The following is a 21,827-nucleotide window of genomic DNA, read 5'->3' on the forward strand; positions in this document are numbered from 1 at the left end:
TTCTACAAGCACTTCGCGAGCAAGCAGGAAGTGCTCCAGGCGCTGCTGGCCGACTGGCTCGCTCAGGCGGGCCGGGGACTGTCAGTCCATGAGGCGGGCGACGACCTGTCACAGCAGCCCGCCCTGCGCGCCCGGGTGGCCACGTACTGGCACACCTACCGGGCGCACCTCCCCGAGATCCAGGCGCTGGGCCAGATCGCCGGTGGCGGCGAACCCATCGGCCGGACCCTCGGGGACGACGAGGCGATCGACACCCTCACCGGGCTGCTCCGGCACGGCCTCACCGGTCCCCGGTCGTAACGGCTCACGGCGCCGCCCGCGACGGCGTGACCCGGCCGGTCGCGCCGCCCTCGAAGCGTCGCGTCATGTCCCGGCGGGTCAACCGCTCCGGCACCTCCGCTACGGCTCCGGCGACAGGCGGTCGGCGGCCTGCTCGATGGCCGTGCTCACCCGGTCGGCCAGCAGGCCGACCGCGCCGACCGCCCTGGTCACCGGGTCGTCCTCAGCGCCGCCGAGTGCCTTCTGACGCAGGTAGGCCGTCTTCACCTCGGCCCACCGCCCGGCCTGCCCGGCTGTCATGGTGCCCCGCAGCTCGGCCAGCTTGAGCAGGTTGGCCTCGGCGCCGGAGGTGAGGGTCCGGGCCTCGCCGAGATAGTGATCGTCGATCACCGCCTCCAGTTCGGCCTCGTTCATGACCGGGACGATCCTGGCGGCGAGCTTGTTCATGTTCCGGTAGGAGCCCTGGAGCTGGAACGGAGGTTCGGTCCTGGACGCGTCGGACTGGGCGGCCGAGGCGATGTAGGCCCGGTTGCCGGCCAGCACCACCCGCTGGACGCGGAGCAGGTGGCGCAGGACCGGGAGGATCTCGTCGAGCTCCGCGGCGGAGTACGGGTGGGAGAGCCGGTCGGCCCGGGCGGTGGGATCGCCCTGCGCCAGCCGTACCAGGAGACGGACGTCACCGCGGTCCCGCGTGGACAGCGGGGCGAGGAACGGGTTGGAGGTGAGCGCGTTCTCGACGTAGCTCAGCGCGAACAGCTCCTCCTTGCCGGACAGCACCTCGCCGAGATTCCACACGTCGGCACGGTTGGCCAGCATGTCGGGGATGCGGAACCGCGTGCCGGACTCGGTGTACGGGTTGCCCGCCATGCAGACCGCGAAGCGCTTGCCGCGCAGGTCGTAGGTGCGGGTCTCACCCTCCCAGACACCCTCCATCCGCCGCTGGCCGTCGCACAGCGAGATGAACTTCTGCAGCAGCTCGGGGGAGGTGTGCTGGATGTCGTCGAGGTAGAGCAGCACGTTGTTGCCCATCTCCAGGGCGAACGAGATCTTCTCGACCTCCTGACGTGCCGTCGCGTCGGGTGCCCGCGCCGGGTCCACCGAGGTGACCAGATGCCCCAGGGCGGGGCCGCTGACCTTCACGAACATCAGGCCGAGCCGGCTGGCGACATACTCCATGAGAGTGGTCTTGCCGTAGCCGGGCGGCGAGACGAGCAGCAGCATGCCCATCTGGTCGGTCCGCTTGGCGTCACCGGCCGCGCCGATCTGCTTGGCCAGGTTGTCGCCGATGAGCGGGAGATAGACCTCGTCGAGGAGCTCGTTGCGCACGAAGGCGCTCAGCACCTTCGGCCGATACTCCTCCAGACGCAGGCGTGCCCGCTCGGCGGCGACCAGGTCGTTGCGCCGCCGCTGGTAGGCGCGGTAGGCGGGGACACGGTGCTCACGGAAGTGCCGGGTCCGGCCGAGGAACTCGTCCAGGCGCAGCTCCAGCGCGCGCCCGGTGATCCGCGGGTGCGTGCCGAGCAGCCCCTCGACCGTGGTGGTCAGGGCCGCGGGGGAGTCGTACCGGGCCACCTCGCACAGCCGTACGGCCACCGCCTCCGGCAGCTCGGCCGGTGACTCGAACGCCCCCAGCCACGCCTCGGCCAGCCGGTGACGCCCGGCGAGGTCGTCCCCGAGCGCACGCAGGTCGTCGTCGAACTCCTGGCCTGACGCCCCCAGCGCCCGGTCGAACCGCTCCAGCAGCGACCGTGCCCCCGCGCTCGTCACGAACCCCGGCGGCTCACCGGCCAGCTCCTCGAAGAGGTACTCCCCGGCGAGCGCGGGGACGTCCTCGCCGCCCTGCCCGCCCGCGCTCTGGGAGGCGCCGGGCGCCGGGGCCGCCCGGCCGTCCCCGGCGGCCACGCCTCCCGCCGTGTCGCCCGCGGCGCCGCCGAGACCGGCCATGAAGGTCGCGATGGCCGAGCCGAGCGCGCGGCGCGTCTCCTCCACAGCGCCGACCCGGCCGAACAGGGAGCGTGCCCGCGCCAGCGAGACCGCCCGGGTGCTCCAGGTCACCCGGGAGGGCTCGTCCACGCCGAAGGCCCAGAAGAGCTGGGCCGCCGCCCTCGCCGCAGGGGGGTAGCGCAGCAGGCCGGCGTCCGTGTGCAGCCGCAGCAGGGCCGCCAGGATCGCGGTCGCGTCGTGGTCGTGCACGCCTCGCTCGTAGCCCTCGTCGTAACGGGCCTGCGCCACCGTGCGGACGATCTCCAGCAGGCCGCCGCCGGCGTCCGCCGCCGCGCGCAGCGTGTCGAGCGTGACGGCCGACTCGCCCGCGCTCAGCGTGCCGGACTCGGCGCCGGCCAGGATGGCGGCGGCCAGGTGCTCGCCCCGGTAGACCTCGGCCGTCTCGGAGACCAGCGACTGGTTCCAGAACGGAAGGGTCTCGGCGAACGTCTCGTCGCGCACCGGCGAGCGGTAGTCGGTGCCGGTTATGGCGAACGCCGGCCGGCCCTCGTGCGGCACCAGCGTGAGCTCGGTGGCCTGGGTGTTGACGGCGAACCGGTGCGGTCCCAGGCGGATCGTCTCGCCGCCGTCGGCGTACAGGTCGAGCCGGTCGCGCAGGGCGCGGCCCGCCTCCTGGCGGGCGGACTTGATCCGGCCTTCGAGCTCCTCGGCCCGGACCGCCTCGCCCAGCGCGCGCAGCTCCCCGGTCACGCCGTGCAGCTTGACGATCATCGGATCGGAGCCGAAGTAGGTGTTGACCTCGTCGAGCGATCCGAGCCCGGCCGCCCGGCGGCGCACACCGGCCAGGATCCGGGTGGCGGATTCGGCCAGCCGGTCGGCCTTGCGGGCGCGCTCGTCCAGCAGCGCCTGCCGCCGCGCGGAGAACACCTCGTAGACGTCCTCCCGCTTGGCCGCCAGCCGGGCCAGGAAGTCGTCGAACTCGGCGAAGCGCGACTCCAGGCCCTCCAACTGGAGCATCAGCCGGCCGAGCTGCTCGTCGCAGCGCTCGGGGGTGCCGGCCATCGCCAGCGCCCCGGTGATCGCCTGTCCCAGCAGCGCGAACTCGGCCGCGAACGCCGCCCGGCCCTCGCTCGACAGCAGCTCCCCGCGGCGGGCGTCCAGCGCGGCGCGGGCCCGGTTGATCCCGCCGAGCACCTCGCCGACCCGTTCCAGGATCGCGGTCCGCACGGTCGCGTCGGCGATGTCGAGCGTGCCGACCACCTCGACCACGACCTCCAGGCCCTGCGACTGCCCGGTCAGCCGCTCACCGATCGGCCCGGCCTCGGCCACCGTCGTGATGGCCCCGGCGTCGGAGACCAGCCGCTCGACCTCCGCGTGGTAGCCGGCGAAGGCGTCCTCGCCCCGCAGGAAGCCGGCCGCGCGCTGCGCGGTGGCGTCGAGTTCGGTGTCGAGTTCCGCGCGCAGCCCGTCGATCCGGCCGGTGTCCACGTAGCGCAGCTCGCGCAGGGTCACCAGACGTCCCTGGGCCCGCCGCAGCTCGGCGAGGTGGGTGATCCACTCCTGCGCGGAGCGGGGCTCCTGCGCGTGTGCCCGCCGTACCAGGGAGAGGATCTCACCGGCGGTGGTCTCCAGCGCGGTCGCGGCCTGCTCGGTGAGCGACTGGACCTTCTCGAACTCCTCCAGCACCTGCTCGGCGGAGGCCCGCACGTCGGCGAGCGGACCTCGCAGGCCGTGCTCGCCCAGCCAGTGGTAGTGGTCGAAGGCCCGGGCGCAGGCAGCGATCAGCGCCTCGAAGACGGGGACCGACGGCGCCATCTCCTCGATCATCCGGGCCACCGAGAGGCAGTCGGAGATCCCGCGCACCAGTTCGGCGTTGCCGATCCGTTCCAGCGGCCCGGTACCCGCCGGCTGGGCGGCGGCGTGCAGGTCCGACACGTATGGCGTCTGCCAGACCTGCATCGGGTGGACCCGGGTGGGCTCGTCCGAGATCGCCTTGAAGACGATCAGCGTGCCGTCGTCGAACAGCGAGTAGCCGTGGCAGGACAGGGGGGTGGAGACCTCCTTGCGGATCACGTTGTACGGCAGCAGCAGCGACCGGCCCTCGGCGTGGGCGTGGAAGACGTAGAGCACGTCCTCGCCGTTGCCGGAGCGGATGACCCGCTCGAACTCCAGGTCGGAGACGTCGGTGTCGAAGGTCTTGCTGACCCCGGTGGACAGGTGGTAGCCGCCGGGGAAGATGATCCCCTGGTCCTCGGGGAGACGCTGGCAGGCCTGGCCGATGCCGTCGAGGCGGACCACGCCCTTGGTCTGGGTGTTGAAGACCAGGTGACGCCACTCGGTCTCGTTGTAGGGACGGACGCGCAGCAGGATCAGCGGGCCGACCCTGGCGTGGCAGACGTCGGCGTCGGCGAGGCTCTGCAGCGGTTCGGCGACCGGCTCACGGTAGACGCCCTCACCGGTCTCGGTGTTGTTCTCGATCTTGATGGTGAGGTCGCCGCCGACGGTCTCGACGAACACCTCACCCTGGATCGAGATGTGCGGGTGGCGGCCGAGCACGTGGTCGTCGCGGGTGGCCGGGATCCACTCGAAGTCATGCGAGGGTGGGAAGACGTGGTCGCGTTCGCCCCGGTCGTCGATGTAGGTGAGGGCGCCGTCCACCCCCACCTGCCAGCGCAGCACGCGGATGTCCTGCGGTCCCGTCTGGAAGACGGCCAGCATCCTGCCCTCGATCCGGCGGAGCTGGAGCAGCCGTGTCTCCCGGTAGTAGCGGTAGAGCTCGGCGAAGTCCCGTTCGAACTGCGGATGCCGGAACAGCGGTGCGGGATCGAACCGGAAGGCGTCACCGTCCAGGCCGCCCCCGGCGCCCGCCGTTCCCCGCACGAAGGTGTGCATGGAGAAGACGTCCCCGACGGTCGTCTCGGGCTTCAACCCCATGAACACGTTGTAGCCGAACAGGATGAGCCCCTGCCGGTGGTCGTGTCCGTCTCCCGCCCCCTCGCGCGGGCCGGCCGTCCCGCCGAGCGCCACGATGTCACGGGGGACACAGTTGTTCTCGGTGCGGATCCGCTCGGTGCCGATCAGGCGGAGCTCGGTCCCGCCGAAGACCTCAAGGCGCCGGGCGTTGAGGGTCTCGGACTGCCGGGCCAGCTCGGCCGCCCGCTCGGCGAGCCGGGCGCGGAGCACCTCGTAGGTGCCCGCGTCCAGCCCTGAGTGGCCGCCCGGAGCGTCGACGACCTCTGTCACGGGCGTCACTGCTTGCCGGAGCCGAGAGCGGCGGCCGGAGCCTCGGCGGGTTCAGGCGTGCCGCCCAGCAGGTCACGCAGCCTGTCGGCGTCGGCGCCGCCCGAATTGATCAGTTTCACCAGCAGCGCGGAGAGGGAGAGGTTGCGCACGTCGGCGGTGTCGAGCGAGCCGGCCATCCTGCCCAGGTCGGCCGGCAGGCTCTGCGAACCGTCCAGGTACGGCCCGGCCAGCACCTGGGCGACGTCGGAGTGCTGCACGAAGCCGTCCACGACCTTGCCCATGCCGATGGAGCCCACCACCCGGTCGAGGAACACGCTGTCGCCGCCGACGATGTCGATGTTGGCCTTGGACAGGCCCGCCGACAGCACCTCGGCCTGCGCCTCGGCGACCTTGAGCTGGACGTTCACCCCGGCGAGGCGGATCTCCCTCTCCGCCTCCAGCCGCAGGCGGTACTCCTCGTGGCCGCGGCTCGCCTCGTCCAGAGCGGCTAGCGCCGCCGCCTTCTCGGTCAGACCCTCGGCCTCGGCCTTGAGCTTCTCCCGCACCCCCATGGCGGAGGCCAGAGCCTTGGCCTGGTCGCCCTCGGCGACGGCCAGGGCCTTCTCCCGCTCGACCTGGGCCTCGGCGCGGCCGACCTTCTCGATCGCGGCGGCGTCCCGCTCGCGCACCTGCACCTCGGCCAGACCGGCCGCCGCCGCCTCGGCCTGGACGCCCTCGGCCAGGCGGATCTTGGCGCGGGCGTCGAGTTCGGCGGCCTGTTGCCGCGACTCGGCCAGCACCAGCACCTCGCGCGCCCTGTGCCGGGACGCCGCCTCCGACGCCTCGGCCGCCTTGATGTCCTTGACCAGGCTCTCCTGCGCCTCGGCCTCGGCCTGGATGATCACGGCCTGGCGGGTCCGCTCGGCTTCCTCGACGACCCGCAGGCGCTTGATGTTCTCCTCCTGCTCGGCGACCGTCTTCTCCACCGCGATCCGCTCCCGCATCACCTCGGCGATGGAGCGCTTCTCGCCTTCGAGCTCCTTGTCCTTGGAGATGCGCGACAGCTCGGTCTCGCGCTCGCGGGAGATGACCTCCAGCATGCGGTCCTTCTCGATCCGCTCGGACTCGATGGCGATGACCCGCTCGCGGTTCTTGGCCGCCACGGCGATCTCGCGGGCCTGGTTCTCCTGCTGGATCCCGAGCTGCTCGTCGGTGCGCAGGCCGGCGGCCTGCGCCTTGAGCCGCTCCTCGGCCTGGACCTTGGAGATCTCCGCCTCCTCGCGGGCCCGCATGGTCTCGACCTCGCGCCTCTGCTTGATCTCCGCGTCGGCCTGGCGGCGCTCCAGCTCCAGGATGGCCTCCCGCGCGTCCACGTTCTGGCGGGTGATCTCCTTCTCCTCGTGCCGCTGGAACTCGTTGGTCCGCACGTGCTCGATGGCGGTCAGCTCGGTGATCTTCCTGATGCCCTGCGCGTCGAGGATGTTGTTCTTGTCGAGAGAGGTCAGCGAGGTCTGCTCCAGGTAGTCGATGGCCGCGTCCTCAAGGCTGTAGCCGTTCAGATCGGTGCCGATGACCTGGATGATCTGGTCGCGGAACTGGTCGCGCTGGGTGTAGAGGTCGACGAAGTCGAGCTGCTTGCCGACCGTCTTGAGAGCCTCGGAGAACTTGGCGTTGAACAGCTCCTGCAGCGTCTCCTTGTCACTGGCACGCGCGGTGCCGATGGCCTGGGCGACCTTGACCACGTCCTCGACGGTCTTGTTCACCCGGACGAAGAAGGTGATCCGGATGTCGGCCCGGATGTTGTCCCGGCAGATCAGGCCCTCGCGGCCGGTCCGCGCGATCTCGATGGTCTTCACCGAGATGTCCATGACCTCGGCCCGGTGGAACACGGGCAGCACGACCGCGCCGGTGAAGGTGACGTCCACCTTGTTGACCTTGGAGATGATCAGTGCCTTGCCCTGCTCGACCTTGTTGAACAGTCTGCTGATCATGATCAGCAGACTGACGACGACGAGAAGGATGACGGCGAGAAGAATGCCCAGCCCTGTGGAGATGACGTCCATGTGGTCCCTCGGCTAGATAGGACGGTGGGGATCGAGTTCCGCGTCGTACGGCATCACCCAGAAGAACTCGCCCGCTGCGTCGTAGGCGAATATCAGGGCGGTGCTGCCGGCGTCGAAAGCGTCGTCGCCGACCTGACGGACTTGCACGAGAGCGGAGGAACCGTCCGCGGCGGTGACCTCGGCCTGCCCGAAGTCCCTGCCGACCCGGCCGGTACGGATGACACACGTCCGGCCCACGAAGTCGGTGCGGGAGGGGAGCCGTTCCTTGGAGGAGGCGCGGCGCAGCGGCAGCAGGATCAGGCGGGTGCCGGCCCAGGCGCAGACGAGTGCCGCCGCCAGCACGCCGATCAGCACGAGGGTGCCGCTGAACAGCACCCCGCCGACCAGGCTGACGAACCAGGCGATGACCACCATCAGTGACACGGCCACCGCGATCGGCGCCCCGCCCAGCCCGAGACCGCTGAGGAATCCCGCCGACTCGTCGATGTCGCCGTCGAACCCGATGCCGCTGGCCACCGCGAACAGCCAGTAACCGACGACCACCACAAGGAGGAATGTGAAAAGGACTGTCGGGAAAGCTAAAACCGCATCGACGAACTGACCCATTGGCGTATGAGATCCCCTGTTGACGTGCCCAGCGACGCTCCCCGAGCGTATGTGAATGACTATACAAACTTAAAGATTAGATAAAGGGGATAGTTCCCGAAAAGGAAGAAAAGTTGCCGCATACGCGAGAAGGCCGAGGTGCCGGAGCGATACTCCGGTTCCTCGGCCGCGGGGAGCTGCGGGGGAGGGTCAGGCGGGCCGGGTGATCATGTAGGCCAGGCCGACGAGGATCACGACGGGGATGAGCCACACGATCGCCTCGATGGCGAATTCCTTGTACATGCGGGACGCCCTTCCGGAGCGATGGTCGCCAAGGAGTACGGAGAATCCGACGATAGCGGCCGACCAGCGCCGTGACCAGGACCCCGCACCGGACTCTCCGGCGCGGCCCGGGAGTGTGCCTACGAGGGGACGGCCGAACCGACCACCACGGGGGTGTCCGTGCCGGGTCCCTCGACGACGTCCGCCACCACGCAGGTGATGTTGTCGGGACCGCCCGCCTCGCACGCCAGCCCGATGAGCTGCCGGGTGACCTCGCCGAGATCGTCGACCTCGGCGAGCACGTGGCGGAGCTGGTCGGCCTCGACCACCCCCGACAGGCCGTCGGAGCAGAGCAGATAGCGGTCACCGACCTCGGCGTCGCGCAGGGAGAGGTCGGGGTCGATGGCGTCGCCGCCGTCCAGAACCTGGAGCAGGATCGACCGGTGCGGGTGCCGGGCGGCCTCCTCGGCGGTGATCCGGCCGTCGTCCATCAGCGTCTGGACCAGGGTGTGGTCGTAGGTGATCTGGTAGAGATCACCGTTGCGGAGCAGGTAGGCGCGGGAGTCGCCGATGTGGGCGAGGGCGACCCGCGGCCCGTCCCAGAGCATCAGGGTCAGGGTGGTGCCCATGCCGGTGAGGCTCGGGTCCTCCTCGACCAGCTCGCGCAGGCGCTGGTTGGCCTTGCGGACCCCGGCCTCGGCCGAGGCGACCAGATCGTCGGGTTCCTCATGGTCCAGGGCGGCGACCGTGGCGATCGCCGCCGAGCTGGCGACCTCGCCACCGACATGGCCGCCCATCCCGTCGGCTACGGCGAGTAGCCGGGCGCCGGCGTAGGCCGCGTCCTCATTGCCCTGGCGGACCCGGCCGACATCGGAGCCTGCCGCATAGCGGAGCGTGATCATCTTCACACCACTGCAAGGTCGAGTTGCACGAGTAGGTCGCTTTCGGGCAGTTGGGGCGGGCATAGGGCGAACCGAGTTGTTCCACAATCCACTGAACGCCATGGTGACGCAAGCGACCCGGGGAAGTGTTGCCACATCTGTTGACAGGTGTGGCTGCGCGTAAGCTGTTTCAGCGCCCCGCGGACCGACGGGGGGCTCCCCACCTTACGCACGGCTAGGAGACCAGGAAATGACCGCGATCCTCCAGGAGGCGGCTCGGCGCCGCACGTTCGCGGTGATCAGCCACCCCGACGCCGGTAAATCGACCATGACCGAGGCGCTGGCACTGCACGCCTCCGCGATCAGCGAGGCCGGCGCGGTGCACGGCAAGGCGGGCCGCCGCGGTGTGACCTCCGACTGGATGGACATGGAGAAGGCCCGTGGCATCTCCATCACCTCCGCCGCCCTCAGGTTCGAATACCGAGGGCACATGTTCAACCTGGTCGACACCCCCGGCCACGCCGACTTCTCCGAGGACACCTACCGGGTCCTGGCCGCGGTCGACTGCGCGGTCATGCTACTCGACGCGGCCAAGGGCATGGAGCCGCAGACCCTGAAGCTGTTCGAGGTCTGCCGGCACCGCCGGATCCCGGTCATCACCTTCGTCAACAAGTGGGACCGGCCCGGCCGCGAGGCGCTGGAGCTGCTGGACGAGATCCAGGAGAAGACCGGCCTGCGGCCCACCCCGATCACCTGGCCGATCGGCACCGGCGGCTTCTTCCACGGCGTGGTGGACCGGGTCGCCGACCGTGCGGTCCGCTACACCCGCACCCCCGGCGGGGCCACCAAGGCCATCGAGACGGAGCTCAGCCCGGAGAAGGCCCTCGCCGAGATCGGAGAGGACTGGGAGCGGGCCAGAGACGAGGTCGACCTGCTCTCGGCGATCGGCTCCGACCACGACCAGAAGGCGTTCGAGGCGCACGAGTCCACTCCGGTGCTGTTCGGTGCCGCTCTGAACAACTTCGGCGTCGGCCGGCTGCTGGACGCCATGGTCGACATCGCCCCCGCGCCGGCGCCCCGTGCCGACGTCAGGGACGACCCGCGCCCGCTGGATCGGCCGTTCTCCGGGTTGGTCTTCAAGGTGCAGGCCAACATGGACCCCTCGCACCGTGACCGGATCGCCTTCGTCAGGATCTGCTCGGGCCGGTTCGAGCGGGGCATGGTGCTCACCCACGCGGCGACCGGGCGTCCCTTCGCCACCAAGTACGCCCAGTCGGTCTTCGGCCAGGAGCGTGCGACGATCGAGGAGGCGTTCCCCGGAGACGTGGTCGGCCTGGTGAACGCCACGGCCCTGCGCCCCGGTGACACTCTTTACGACGGCCAGGCGGTCGAGTTCCCGAGAATCCCGAGCTTCGCGCCCGAGCACTTCTGGACGGCCCGCTGCCGTGACTCCAGCCGGGCCAAGCAGTTCCGCAAGGGCATCGAGCAGATGGAGGCCGAGGGCGTCGTCCAGGTCCTCCGCTCCGACATCCGCGGCGACCAGTCGCCGGTGCTGGCGGCGGTCGGCCCGATGCAGTTCGACGTGGTCAAGCACCGGCTGGCCGGCGAGTTCAACACCGAGATCGCGATGGACCGGCTCGACTTCAGCCTGGCCCGGATCACCGACGCCGAGTCCGCACCGGTCCTGGCCCGCCAGCGCGGGGTGGAGGTCTTCACCAGGGCGATCGACGGGGAACTGCTGGCGCTGTTCACCGACGAGTGGCGGATGCGCGGTGTGCTGCGCGACCACCCTGACCTGGTGCTCAAGGCCCTGCTCGCCGACACCCGCGGCTGACCGTCCGGTACGGCCCGCGCGGGACCGCCCGGGGCGGGCCGTACATGGTGAGATATGTCGTTATGAGCACAATTAAGTGGGGAATCCTGGCGACCGGCGGGATCGCCGCCACGTTCACCGAGGACCTGAAGCTCCTGCCGGACGCCGAGGTGGTCGCGGTCGGGTCCAGATCCGTCGAGTCCGCCCGGGCGTTCGCCGACCGGCACGGCATCCCCCGCGCCCACGGAAGCTGGGCCGAGCTGGCCGCCGATCCCGATGTGGACATCGTCTACATCGCCAACACCCAGAACGCCCACTACGACGCCGTGCTGACCTGCCTGAACGCGGGCAAGGCCGTCCTGTGCGAGAAGGCCTTCACGCTCAACCGGGCCCAGGCCGCCAAACTGGTGGACCTCGCGCGAGAGCGCGGGCTGTTCCTCATGGAGGCCATGTGGACACGCTGCCTCCCGGCCGTCCGGAAGATCGTGGAGCTGGTCGAGGGGGGAGCGATCGGCCCGGTCGGCACCGTCCACGCCGATTTCGGGATCTCCGCCGACGTCGGGCCCGACCACCGGCTCCGCGATCCCGCCCTGGGCGGCGGCGCCCTGCTCGACCTGGGCGTCTACCCGGTCTCGTTCGCCCACCTCATGCTCGGCGAACCCGCCAAGGTGCAGTCCTGGGGCCGGCTGACCCCCGAGGGAGTGGACGAGAACACCGGTATGCTGTTCGGCTACGACAACGGCGCGGTCGCGCTGCTCTCCTGCGGCATCACCACCAACGGCCCGGTCGTCGCATCGGTCTCCGGCCCGCTCGGCCGGATCGAGGTGCCGGGCCCCTTCTTCCGGCCCGACACCTTCACCCTGCACCGCAGGGACGCCGAGCCGGAGACCTTCCACGTCCCCTACGAGGGGGTCGGCATGCTGCACGAGGCCGCCGAGGCCATGCGCTGCCTGCGCGAGGGCCTGCTGGAGAGCCCGCTCGTGCCCTGGCAGGCGACGCTCGACGTGATGGGTCTGCTGGACGAGGTCCGTGCGCAGGTGGGGGTGCGCTTCCCCGGCGAGTGAGGTCGTGCGGGGCGCGGAGGTGAGGGTGTTTCCGCTGCCCTTTGAGGTGTTTCCCGGGTGGGCCCGAGGGGTTTTCGCTGTCCGCGCTGTGGGTGTTCCGGGCTGTGGGTGTTCCGGGTTTTCGGTGTTCGCGCTGCGGTGGGTGGGTGTTCCGGCCGGCCGTCGCAGTCACCGTCCGGTGTTTCAGGCCTCCGGCCTGGCGGGCGCGGTGGTTGCGCTTTTTTATAAGCCGGCCGGAACACCCACCCACCTCCGCGCCACTCCGTCTCGCCGTACGGCGTGCGGACCGTAGCCGCTCCCTTTCCGGCCGCCCAGTGGGCTCGCTGACGCTGAAGCAATCCGCGCCGGGGCCGTTCAGGATGACTCGCCGTAGCTTGCAGCCTCGCTCTCCCGCCACTTCAGGGTCGCTCGCCGTAGATCGATGTTGCACGGTGCCGACCTTCCGCAGTCCTCTCTGCCCGCCGTACCCGTCGATGAGGGAGACGATCCTCGGACCGGCATAGCTGATCTGGTCGCCAGCGGCCACATCGGTACCGATGTCGCGGACTGGCTGGCGGCATGGTTCGACCACCTTGCCCCCTACCTGCCAGACCAGCCGCGGCTCCGCCTCCTGCATGGCGACGCCGGTCGCACCAACCTGCCGGCCGATTCCGAGACCGGGAAGTTGACCGCCCTCATCGACTGGGGAGACGCATCCTGGGCCGATCCCGCGACGGACTTCGCGAAGCTGCCCCTCCGGGCAGTCACATATGCGCTGCGGGGCTACCTGGCTGCTGGACGCCTACACGGCGGCGAACGTCACCCCCAATGCCATCTACGAACTGGTGACAGGCGGCGCGCTGGCCGGCGTGATGGTCCCGTTGCTGGTCAGAGTGGCCGCCGATAGCGACATCGACAGTGATCTGTTCACCCGGCGGCTCCAACTGCCCTACGCCGTTATCGCGGTGACGGTCATCACCGGGGTGCTGCCCAGGATGAGCAGGTCCGCGGCCGACCATGATCTCGCCCGGATCACCGCCGATCTGTCCCAGAGTCTCCGGCTGACCGGCGTCGTGCTGGTGCCGGTGGCCGCCGGGCTCATCGTGCTCGGCCCGCAACTCGCAACCGTGCTGTTCGCCCATGGCAATGCCTCACCCGCCGCGGCCCAGCTGACCGGCTCCGTGCTCGCCGCCTACGGATTCGCGCTGGTCCCCTTTGCCGCCTACCAGGTCATGTTGCGAGTTTTCTACGCCCTCGGCGACCCCCGCACTCCGGCGCTGCTCAGCGTCGGGGTCTCGGCCGTCACGATAGTCACCTGCCTGGCCGTTACCCGGCTCACATCGGGGCCGGACCTGGTCATCGCGCTCGCCGCGTGCTCCGCCATCGCCTATACCGCCGGACTTCTCGTCACCGCCCAGGTGCTCCGTCGCCGGATCGGCCGGGTCGACGGACATCGGCTCCTCAGCACGCACACCCGGATGCTGATCGCCGCGACTCTCGCCGGGCTCGCCGCCGCCGGTACGGTAGGCGCCCTCAGCGCGGCCGCCGGGACGGACTGGGCAGGCTCACTCGTCACCGTCTGCGCTGCGACCCTCGCTGGAGGGGGGCTCTACGCACTCGCCGCACGCGGGCTCCGCATCACCGAGTTCACGTCACTGACCGCAGCCTTGCGGATCGGCAACACCTGACGACAGCGATCGGATACGCCGACCTCCACCCGAGGATGGACGGTAGCGACCCGACCCGGCCGCCCCTCACCCTTGAGATGCCCGCGCTTCCTACGGCGCCCGACCTTGCGCTCCTTTCAGAGGTGAGGCTTCAGCTGCGGCGATCAGCGCTGCGCCGGTCTGTCACGGATTGCTTCAGCGTCAGTGGGTCCGCTGGGCGGTCCGGAAGCGAGCGGCTACGGCGTGCAGGCCGTACGGCGAGGCAGGCGTGGCGCGGAGGTGGGTGGGTGTTCCGGCCGGCGTATCAAAGGACCGCGACCGTCGCGCCCGCCAGGCCGGAGGCCTGAAACACCGGAGCGCAACTGAGACGGCCGGCCGGAACACCCACCCACCGCAGCGCGAACACCGGCAAGCCAGAACGCCCACAGCACGGACCGGAGGCCAACCGGAACACCCACCCACCGCAGCGCGCACCAGGAACAGCCCCGAAAACGACTCAGACGCGGCCCCATCCCAGGCCAGGTGCGGCCCGGGTCTCTCAGGGAGCGGAGGTGAAGACCAGAGAGGCGTTGTGGCCGCCGAATCCGAACGAGTTGGTCAGCGCCGTCGTCAGCCGGCCGCGCCGCGGCCGGCCGGTGACGATGTCGAGTTTGACCTCCGGGTCGAGGTCGTCCAGGTTGCGGGTGGCAGGGATGACTCCGTCGCGGATCGCGAGAATCGCGGAGATCGCCCCCAGTGACCCGGCTGCGCCGCACAGGTGGCCGGTCATCGACTTGGTCGCGGTGACGGCCGGATGCGTTCCGATCGCCTCGGCGATCGAGCATGCCTCGGTCAGGTCCCCGGCCGGGGTGGAGGTGGCGTGGGCGTGCACGTGCTCGACGTCGAGCGCGTCCAGGCCGGCGGAGACCAGCGCCATTCGCAGGGCGCGCACCTGCCCGTCCGTGTGACCCCCGGTGATGTGATGGGCGTCGGACGTGATGCCCGCACCGGCCAGCGTCGCGTGGACACGGGCACCACGGGCCGCTGCGAAGTCGGCACGCTCCAGGACGACCAGAGCGGCTCCCTCACCGAGGACGAACCCGTCCCGCGCCGTGTCGAAGGGCCGAGAGGCCTCCTGCGGCGCGTCGTTGCGGGTGGAGAGTGCCCTGGCCTGGGCGAAGCCGGCGAGGGTGAGCGGGTGGACGCACGCCTCGGCGCCGCCCGCGATGACGACGTCGGCCCGGCCGAGACGGATGAGGTCCAGGCCCATCGCGATAGCCTCGGCCCCCGAGGCGCAGGCGCTCACCGGAGTGTGGGCGCCACCGCGGGCGCCGAACTCGATGCTGACCACGGCGGCGGGCCCGTTGGGCATCAGCATCGGAACGGTGTACGGCGAGACCTTCCGCGCCCCGGAGGCCTCCAGGACGTCATTCTGAGCCAGAGTGCTCAGCACCCCGCCGACCCCGGTGCCGATGACCACCGCCAGCCGCTCGGGTTCCGTCTCCGGGGTTCCGGCGTCGGCCCATGCCTCGTGTGCCGCGATCAGGGCGATCTGCTGGCAGCGGTCCAGCCGTCGGGCCTTCACCCGGCCGAGCACCTCAGCGGGCTCCACCTGTAGCCGGCCCGCGATCCGCACCGGCAGGTCGGCCGCCCACTCTTCCTCGATGGGGCCGATCCCGGACCGCCCGGCCAGCAGGGCGGCCCATGTGGAGGCCACATCACCGCCCAACGGTGTCGTGGCGCCCAGTCCCGTGACCACCGCATCAGTTCTATCGGCCACCATCAGCCGCCCCCTTTGAAAGATACTTCTCTCCGAGAAACCACAGCAGGATGCTCCTGCCCCGATCCACACTGTCAGGGCGGCAGCCGGTCTGGCAGGTACGGTGGCCGACGAAGATGGCGGGCCAAAATTTGTCGGAAACCCACATGATCACGGCAGCCAGCACCACCGTACCCGGCGCTTCCCACCACCTCTACGCCACTCGGCCCTCCGGCCTGGCCGTACCCGAAGCTTCCCCTCTTTTACAGTGCTCGGCCCTGAGGTTCCCTTACGGTGCTCGGCCCTGAAGTGGTGGGAGAGGGAGGCTTCAGCGGCGGCGACCGGCTCTGAACGGCCCCGCGCGGATTGCTTCAGCGTCAGAGGGTCCGCTGGGCGGCCCGGAAGCGAGCGACTACGGTTCGCACGCCGTACGGCGAGACGGAGTGGCGCGGAGGTGGGTGGGTGTTCCGGCCGGCTTGTAAAAAAGCGCAACCACCGCGCCCGCCAGGCCGGAGGCCTGAAACACCGGACGGTGACTGCGACGGCCGGCCGGAACACCCACCCACCGCAGCGCGAACACCGAAACCCCGGAACACCCGCAGCGCGAACACCGAAACCCCGGAACACCCGCAGCGCGGACACCGAAACCCCGGAACACCCGCAGCGCGGACACCGAAACCCCGGAACACCCGCAGCGCGAACAGCGAAAACCCGGAGTCCCCAGCCCGGAACACCGCTGCGCGAACAGCGACAGACCTCCAGTCCGAACCACCCGGGAAACGCCGCAAGGACACGGGGACAAGGGCTCAGACGCGGGCCCAGTCGTGACGCTTCAGGAAGAAACGCTCACCGGCGGCGTACTCGGCGAAGGCCTCCTGAACAGCACCGAGGTCGGAGACGTGCGTGCGGAGCATCAGGTCCCGGACACTGTCCTTGTACTCCAGTTCGTAGCCCGTGATCTCAGGAGACACCTGGACGAAGTGCTCGCCGAAGACGACCAGCGCGGTGAACGGGTTCTGCGGCGACAGGGCGGCCAGCGCGTCGGCCACCAGCCGCAGGTCCGGGTCGACCACGATCATCCCGTCGCCCGTGTGCATCTGCATGCCGGGGTAGACGCCCAGGGGTGCCAGGTTGTGCACCAGCCCCCGCTGCGGGTCGCAGCAGACCAGACCGCACTCGCGGGCCACGGCGAAGACCTCGCCCGACACCTCGTCGGCCCGCTCCGGCTCCACGGTCACCAGGGCGTACGCCGGAAAGGCCTGCGCGACCCCGGCCAGCCGCCCGGCGAACTCCGCCACTCCAGGATGCGGCCCGGCGGCAGGCTCTCCCCGGCGGAGCGCCCGGAAGACGCTCTCCGCCCGTTCCCTGGTGATCGGCTCGGGCTCGTGCCAGACGGCCAGTTCTACGCTCACAGTCCCATCGTCCTACAGCCGGAAGGCACACGGGTCGCAGCCGAGATGCTCCGGGAGAAATCCAAGTTCCCGGGCCGGCGAACGCGGTGTCGATCACACAGGGGGCTTGTCGGCGGCGCGGACCTGGGACAGCTCAACAGTGCAGAAGGCGCAGCGGCTGGCCTTGACGGGGATGTCGCTGAGGCACTCCGGGCACTCCTTCTCGGCGGCGGCCTTGTCCCGGTCGAAGAAGGCGACGACCCGGGTCATCGGCATCACGACCAGCCAGTAGACGACCGCGGCGATGATCAGGAAGCTCAGTACGTGGTTGACGAAGTCGCCGTACATGAATTCGGCGCCGTTGACCTTCGCGGCCGCCGGATGGCCCGCTCGTCGACAGCTTCATCCCGCCTCCCAGAGGGCCGGAACGGCCGCGCCGATCACCGGCGGGCAGGGGTTTGGGAGGCCGGCGCCCGCGGGTATTCCCACTGTCGCGTCAGCGCCGTGCCACCCGAGTGGACACTGTCGGCCAATGGGACCGAGTTCACAGTGACAAGGGTGGGAATGTGTGCATGATCAGGAGAGCATGGGGCATGTTTCTCCACCGCTGAAGGGCGGTGTAATGATCGAGATTTGGCCGGGTGACCCCTACCCCCTTGGGGCCACCTATGACGGCGCGGGGACCAACTTCGCGCTCTTTACCGAGGCCGCGGAGCGGGTCGAGCTGTGCCTGTTCGACGAGGACAACCAGGAGACCAGGGTCCCGTTCACCGAGTGCGAGGGCTACGTATGGCACGGTTACCTGCCGCGCGTCGGTCCCGGGCAACGGTACGGCTACCGCGTGCACGGTCCGTACGACCCGGAGCGCGGGCTCCGGTGCAACCCCGCCAAGCTTCTGCTCGACCCGTACGCCAAGGCGGTGGAGGGGGACGTGAAGTGGGACGAGGCGGTGTACGGTTACCGTTTCGGGGAGCCGGACAGCCGTAACGACGCCGACTCGGCCGACTTCGTCCCCCGCTCCATCGTGATCAATCCCTTCTTCGGGTGGGGACACGACCGGCCGCCGGCCACGCCGTACCACAACACGGTGATCTACGAGGCACACGTCAAGGGCCTGACCGTCAACCATCCGAAGATCCCTGAGCGGATCCGCGGGACCTACGCCGCACTCGGCCATCCGGAGATCATCGATCATCTGACCGCGCTCGGGGTGACGGCGGTCGAGCTCATGCCGGTCCACCAGTTCGTCACCGACCACGTCCTGGCCGAGCGGGGGCTGACCAACTACTGGGGTTACAACAGCATCGGGTTCTTCGCCCCGCACAACGCCTATTCGAGCACCGGCCAGCGCGGTGGGCAGGTGCTGGAGTTCAAGGCCATGGTGAAGGCGCTGCACGAGGCGAACATCGAGGTCATCCTCGATGTGGTCTACAACCACACGGCAGAGGGCAACCACCTGGGTCCGACGCTGAGCATGCGCGGGATCGACAACCCCAACTACTACCGGCTGGTCGACAGCGACAAGCGCTACCACATGGACACCACCGGGACCGGCAACAGCCTGTTCATGCGCTCCCCGCACGTACTCCAGATGATCATGGACTCGCTCCGCTACTGGGTCATCGAGATGCACGTGGACGGGTTCCGGTTCGACCTGGCGGCGACGCTCGCACGGGAACTGCACGAGGTGGACCGGCTGAGCGCCTTCTTCGACCTGGTCCAGCAGGACCCCGTGCTGTCGCAGGTCAAGCTGATCGCCGAGCCGTGGGACGTCGGTCCGGGAGGCTACCAGGTGGGCAACTTCCCCGCCCGGTGGACCGAGTGGAACGGCATGTACCGCGACACCATCCGCGACCTGTGGCGCGGTGAGCCCGCCTCCCTCCCCGAGTTCGCCTCGCGGCTGACCGGCTCCAGCGACCTCTACCAGGACGACAGCCGCCGCCCCGCCGCCTCGATCAACTTCGTCACCTGCCACGACGGGTTCTCCCTGCAGGACCTCGTCTCCTACAACGGCAAGCACAACGAGGCCAACGGCGAACACAACCGGGACGGCACCGACGACAACCGGTCCTGGAACTGCGGCGCGGAGGGACCGGCCTCGCTCGCGATCGAGTCGTTGCGCGAGCAGCAGAAGCGCAACTTCCTGACCACGCTGTTCCTGTCCCAGGGCGTGCCGATGATCTCTCACGGCGACGAGCTGGGGCGCACCCAGCAGGGCAACAACAACGTCTACTGCCAGGACAACGAGCTGAGCTGGGTGGACTGGTCCGACATCCGGGAGAACTGGCTGCTGCTGGAGTTCACCCGGCGGCTGGCCAAGCTCCGCGCCGACCATCCGGTCTTCCGGCGGCGGCGGTTCTTCTACGGCAGGCCGGTGCGGGGCTCGGAGGACAACCTCAGCGACATCGCCTGGCTCACCCCGCAGGGGGAGAAGATGACCGACGCCGACTGGAACGTGGGCTACGCCAAGTCGCTGGCGGTCTTCCTGAACGGCGACGCCATCACCGAGCCGGACCGGCGGGGGCGGCAGATCACCGACGACTCGTTCCTGATGCTGTTCAACGCCCACCACGACGTCATCAAATTCACGATTCCCAAGGACTACGGCGACATGTGGCTGACGGAGATCGACACGGCGATGCCGATCACAGTGGACACCCGGCTCTGCCGGGCGGGCGAGGACGTGCCGGTGGTCGGCAGGTCGGTGCGGGTGTTGCGGCGTGTCTGAACCGTTCACGGTGCCGTACACGGTGCCGATCTCGACCTACCGGGTCCAGCTGACCCCCGACTTCGGGTTCGCCGAGGTGGCCGCGCTCGCCCCCTACCTGCGGGATCTGGGGGTCAGCCACGTCTACCTGTCGCCGATCCTGCAGGCCGAGCCGGAGTCGCGGCACGGCTACGACGTGACCGACCACTCCCGGATCCGGGCGGAGTTCGGCGGGATCGAGGGCCTGCGGGCGCTCTCGGCGACGCTGTCCGAGCACGGGCTGGGCGTCATCGCCGACATCGTGCCCAACCACATGACGGTCCCGGTGCCCGAGTCGGGCAACGCCGCGCTGTGGTCGGTGCTCAAGGACGGGCAGGCGTCGCCGTACGCGTCGTGGTTCGACATCGACTGGACCGGCGGCAAGGTGAACATGCCGGTGATCGGCGACGACACCGAGCCGGTGGCCGACGGTGACGTGCTGCGCTACCACGACCACGCGTTCCCCTTCCCCGACACCCACTACCGGCTGGTCGACTGGCGTCAGGGTCCCGGCTACCGGCGTTTCTTCGACGTGTCCTCGCTGATCGGGCTGCGCGTGGAGGACCCGGAGGTGTTCGACGCCACCCACGAGGTCATCCTGGGGCTGGTCGAGGAGGGGGTCGTCGACGGCCTGCGGGTGGACCACCCCGACGGGCTGGCCGAGCCCCGCGGCTACCTGTCCCGGCTCCGTGCGGTCTCGGGCGTGTGGACCGTGGCGGAGAAGATCCTGATCGGCTCCGAAAGGCTGCCCGCCGACTGGGACTGCGACGGCACCACCGGCTACGAGGTGCTCAACCGGATCACCAGGCTGTTCGTGGACCCCGCCGGGAGCAAGCCGCTGGTGGAGCTGTTCGTCACCCACACCGGGATGCCGCACGACTACGCCACGGTCGTCCGGCGGTCCAAGCGGGAGGTCATCGACCTGTTCTTCGCCGCCGAGGTCGACCGGCTGCACGCCGCGGTCGGCGGTGACCGCGAGACACTGGTGGAGCTGCTCATCGCGATGCCGGTCTACCGTGCCTACGTGGTGCCGGGAGAGCCGGTGCCCGAGGTGTCGGCCTCGATCGTCGAGGCGGCCGGGCAGGTCGCCGCCGCCCGGCTGCCCGAGGGCGCCCCGGTCGCGGAGACCGTCGACCGGGTGCTGCGCGGCCCGGCCGACGCGGTCGTCCGCTTCCAGCAGCTCTGCGGGCCGGTGATGGCCAAGGGGGTGGAGGACACCGCCCTCTACCGGTGGTACCCGCTGGCGTGCCTGAACGAGGTGGGCGGGGAGCCCGGCCACTTCGGCGGGACCGTCGACGAGTTCCACGCGTTCGCCCGGGAGATGTCGCCGACCACGATGACGACCCTGTCCACGCACGACACCAAACGCTCCGAGGATGTGCGCGCCCGGCTCGCCGTGCTGTCGGAGCTGCCGGAGGAGTGGGCCGCGGCGGTCGGGGAGTGGTCCGCCAAGGTCTCCTTCGATCCGGCACTCGACTACCTGGCCTGGCAGAACCTGATGGCCGCCTGGCCGATCGGCCCCGACAGGTTCTTCGGCTACCTGTTCAAGGCGGCCCGCGAGGCCAAGACCTCGATCTCCTGGGCCGCTCCCGACCCCGCCTATGAGGTGGGTCTGCGCGGCTTCGTCACCCGGGCGATCGACGAGTGCGGCGCCTCGGTGGCGGAGTTCGCCGCCGGGATCGAGCCGTACGCCCGCTCCAACTCGCTGGGCCAGAAGCTCGTCCAGCTCATGCTGCCGGGCGTGCCCGACCTCTACTGGGGCAACGAGATCACCGACTTCTCCCTCGTGGACCCGGACAACCGCCGGCCGGTGGACTTCCCGCTGCGCCGGCAGCTGTTCGCCGGGGAGGGCGGTTTCCCCTGGGACGAGGCCAAGCTGGCCGTCACCACCCAGGCGCTGAACCTGCGGCGGCGGCTGGATCCGGCGTCGCCGTACGTCCCGCTGGAGGCGGGTGAGCACGTGGTCGCCTTCGCCCGCGGGGAGCGGGCGGTGGCGGTGGCCACCCGGCTGCCCGTCGGGCTGGCGCGGCGCGGCGGCTGGGGGAGCGAGGCGATCATGCTGCCGCACGGCACATGGCACGACCTGCTGACCGGCGTCGAGTACACCGGTCGCATCCCGCTGGCCCACCTGTTGTCCACCTACCCTGTCGCGCTCCTGGAAGGTGAGTAGCCC

Annotated in this window: 12 protein-coding genes and 2 pseudogenes; 7 read left to right on the top strand and 7 right to left on the bottom strand. The window is 70.1% G+C overall.

All coding sequences use genetic code 11. The annotated features are described in order from the left end of the window. Nucleotides 1-30 precede the first annotated feature (30 nt). On the top strand, nucleotides 31-300 hold the full coding sequence (locus FHR32_RS21885; protein ID WP_246466266.1) for a hypothetical protein: 270 nt from the start codon (nucleotides 31-33) through the stop codon (nucleotides 298-300). Between the two features lie 99 nt (nucleotides 301-399). On the opposite strand, the gene FHR32_RS21890 is transcribed toward FHR32_RS21885, so the two are convergent. From FHR32_RS21890 to FHR32_RS21905, 4 genes are all read right to left on the bottom strand, one after another. Then, nucleotides 400-5,466, bottom strand: coding sequence for a DNA repair ATPase (locus FHR32_RS21890; RefSeq protein ID WP_184755995.1), 5,067 nt, complete (start codon nucleotides 5,464-5,466; stop codon nucleotides 400-402). A 5-nt stretch (nucleotides 5,467-5,471) separates the two neighbouring features. Continuing rightward, entirely contained in the window at nucleotides 5,472-7,508 is a 2,037-nt protein-coding gene (locus FHR32_RS21895; RefSeq protein ID WP_184755996.1) for an SPFH domain-containing protein, read from the bottom strand. Between the two features lie 12 nt (nucleotides 7,509-7,520). After that, a complete protein-coding gene (locus tag FHR32_RS21900; RefSeq protein ID WP_312882571.1) occupies nucleotides 7,521-8,054 on the bottom strand; it encodes a hypothetical protein in 534 nt (177 codons plus the stop codon). Between the two features lie 461 nt (nucleotides 8,055-8,515). Then, nucleotides 8,516-9,277: a PP2C family protein-serine/threonine phosphatase gene (locus FHR32_RS21905; RefSeq protein WP_184755998.1), complete on the bottom strand. Its 762-nt coding sequence runs from the start codon at nucleotides 9,275-9,277 to the stop codon at nucleotides 8,516-8,518. A 229-nt stretch (nucleotides 9,278-9,506) separates the two neighbouring features. Between FHR32_RS21905 and FHR32_RS21910 the strand changes: the two genes are divergently transcribed. The 4 genes and pseudogenes from FHR32_RS21910 to murJ all read left to right on the top strand — a co-directional run bounded on the left by FHR32_RS21910 (nucleotide 9,507) and on the right by murJ (nucleotide 13,800). Further along, complete coding sequence (locus FHR32_RS21910) at nucleotides 9,507-11,090, top strand: peptide chain release factor 3 (RefSeq protein WP_184755999.1); 1,584 nt, start codon at nucleotides 9,507-9,509, stop codon at nucleotides 11,088-11,090. Between the two features lie 62 nt (nucleotides 11,091-11,152). Continuing rightward, on the top strand, nucleotides 11,153-12,133 hold the full coding sequence (locus tag FHR32_RS21915) for a Gfo/Idh/MocA family protein (protein ID WP_246466268.1): 981 nt from the start codon (nucleotides 11,153-11,155) through the stop codon (nucleotides 12,131-12,133). A gap of 421 nt (nucleotides 12,134-12,554) precedes the next feature. Continuing rightward, nucleotides 12,555-12,869 (top strand): annotated as a pseudogene (locus tag FHR32_RS47325) (phosphotransferase family protein); the annotation flags it as partial. A gap of 13 nt (nucleotides 12,870-12,882) precedes the next feature. Beyond that, nucleotides 12,883-13,800 (top strand): murein biosynthesis integral membrane protein MurJ, encoded by a 918-nt coding sequence (gene murJ / locus FHR32_RS21920; RefSeq protein ID WP_184756001.1) that lies wholly within the window; start codon nucleotides 12,883-12,885, stop codon nucleotides 13,798-13,800. 517 nt (nucleotides 13,801-14,317) lie between these two features. Here the strand turns inward: murJ and FHR32_RS21925 are convergent. From FHR32_RS21925 to FHR32_RS21935, 3 genes and pseudogenes are all read right to left on the bottom strand, one after another. Further along, complete coding sequence (locus FHR32_RS21925; RefSeq protein WP_184756002.1) at nucleotides 14,318-15,541, bottom strand: beta-ketoacyl-[acyl-carrier-protein] synthase family protein; 1,224 nt, start codon at nucleotides 15,539-15,541, stop codon at nucleotides 14,318-14,320. A 782-nt stretch (nucleotides 15,542-16,323) separates the two neighbouring features. Next, entirely contained in the window at nucleotides 16,324-16,929 is a 606-nt protein-coding gene (locus FHR32_RS21930; RefSeq protein WP_184756003.1) for a hypothetical protein, read from the bottom strand. Between the two features lie 93 nt (nucleotides 16,930-17,022). Beyond that, nucleotides 17,023-17,268: pseudogene (locus FHR32_RS21935) on the bottom strand (MscL family protein); the annotation flags it as partial. A 262-nt stretch (nucleotides 17,269-17,530) separates the two neighbouring features. Here FHR32_RS21935 and glgX point away from each other — a divergent pair. After that, entirely contained in the window at nucleotides 17,531-19,636 is a 2,106-nt protein-coding gene (gene glgX / locus FHR32_RS21940; RefSeq protein ID WP_184756005.1) for a glycogen debranching protein GlgX, read from the top strand. Further along, the gene (gene treY / locus FHR32_RS21945) at nucleotides 19,629-21,824 is read left to right on the top strand and encodes a malto-oligosyltrehalose synthase (RefSeq protein ID WP_312882575.1); all 2,196 of its coding nucleotides are present in this window, start codon (nucleotides 19,629-19,631) and stop codon (nucleotides 21,822-21,824) included. The genes glgX and treY overlap by 8 nt, the downstream gene beginning before the upstream one ends. Nucleotides 21,825-21,827 lie beyond the last annotated feature (3 nt).

Source organism: Streptosporangium album, assembly GCF_014203795.1.
Taxonomy (GTDB): domain Bacteria; phylum Actinomycetota; class Actinomycetes; order Streptosporangiales; family Streptosporangiaceae; genus Streptosporangium; species Streptosporangium album.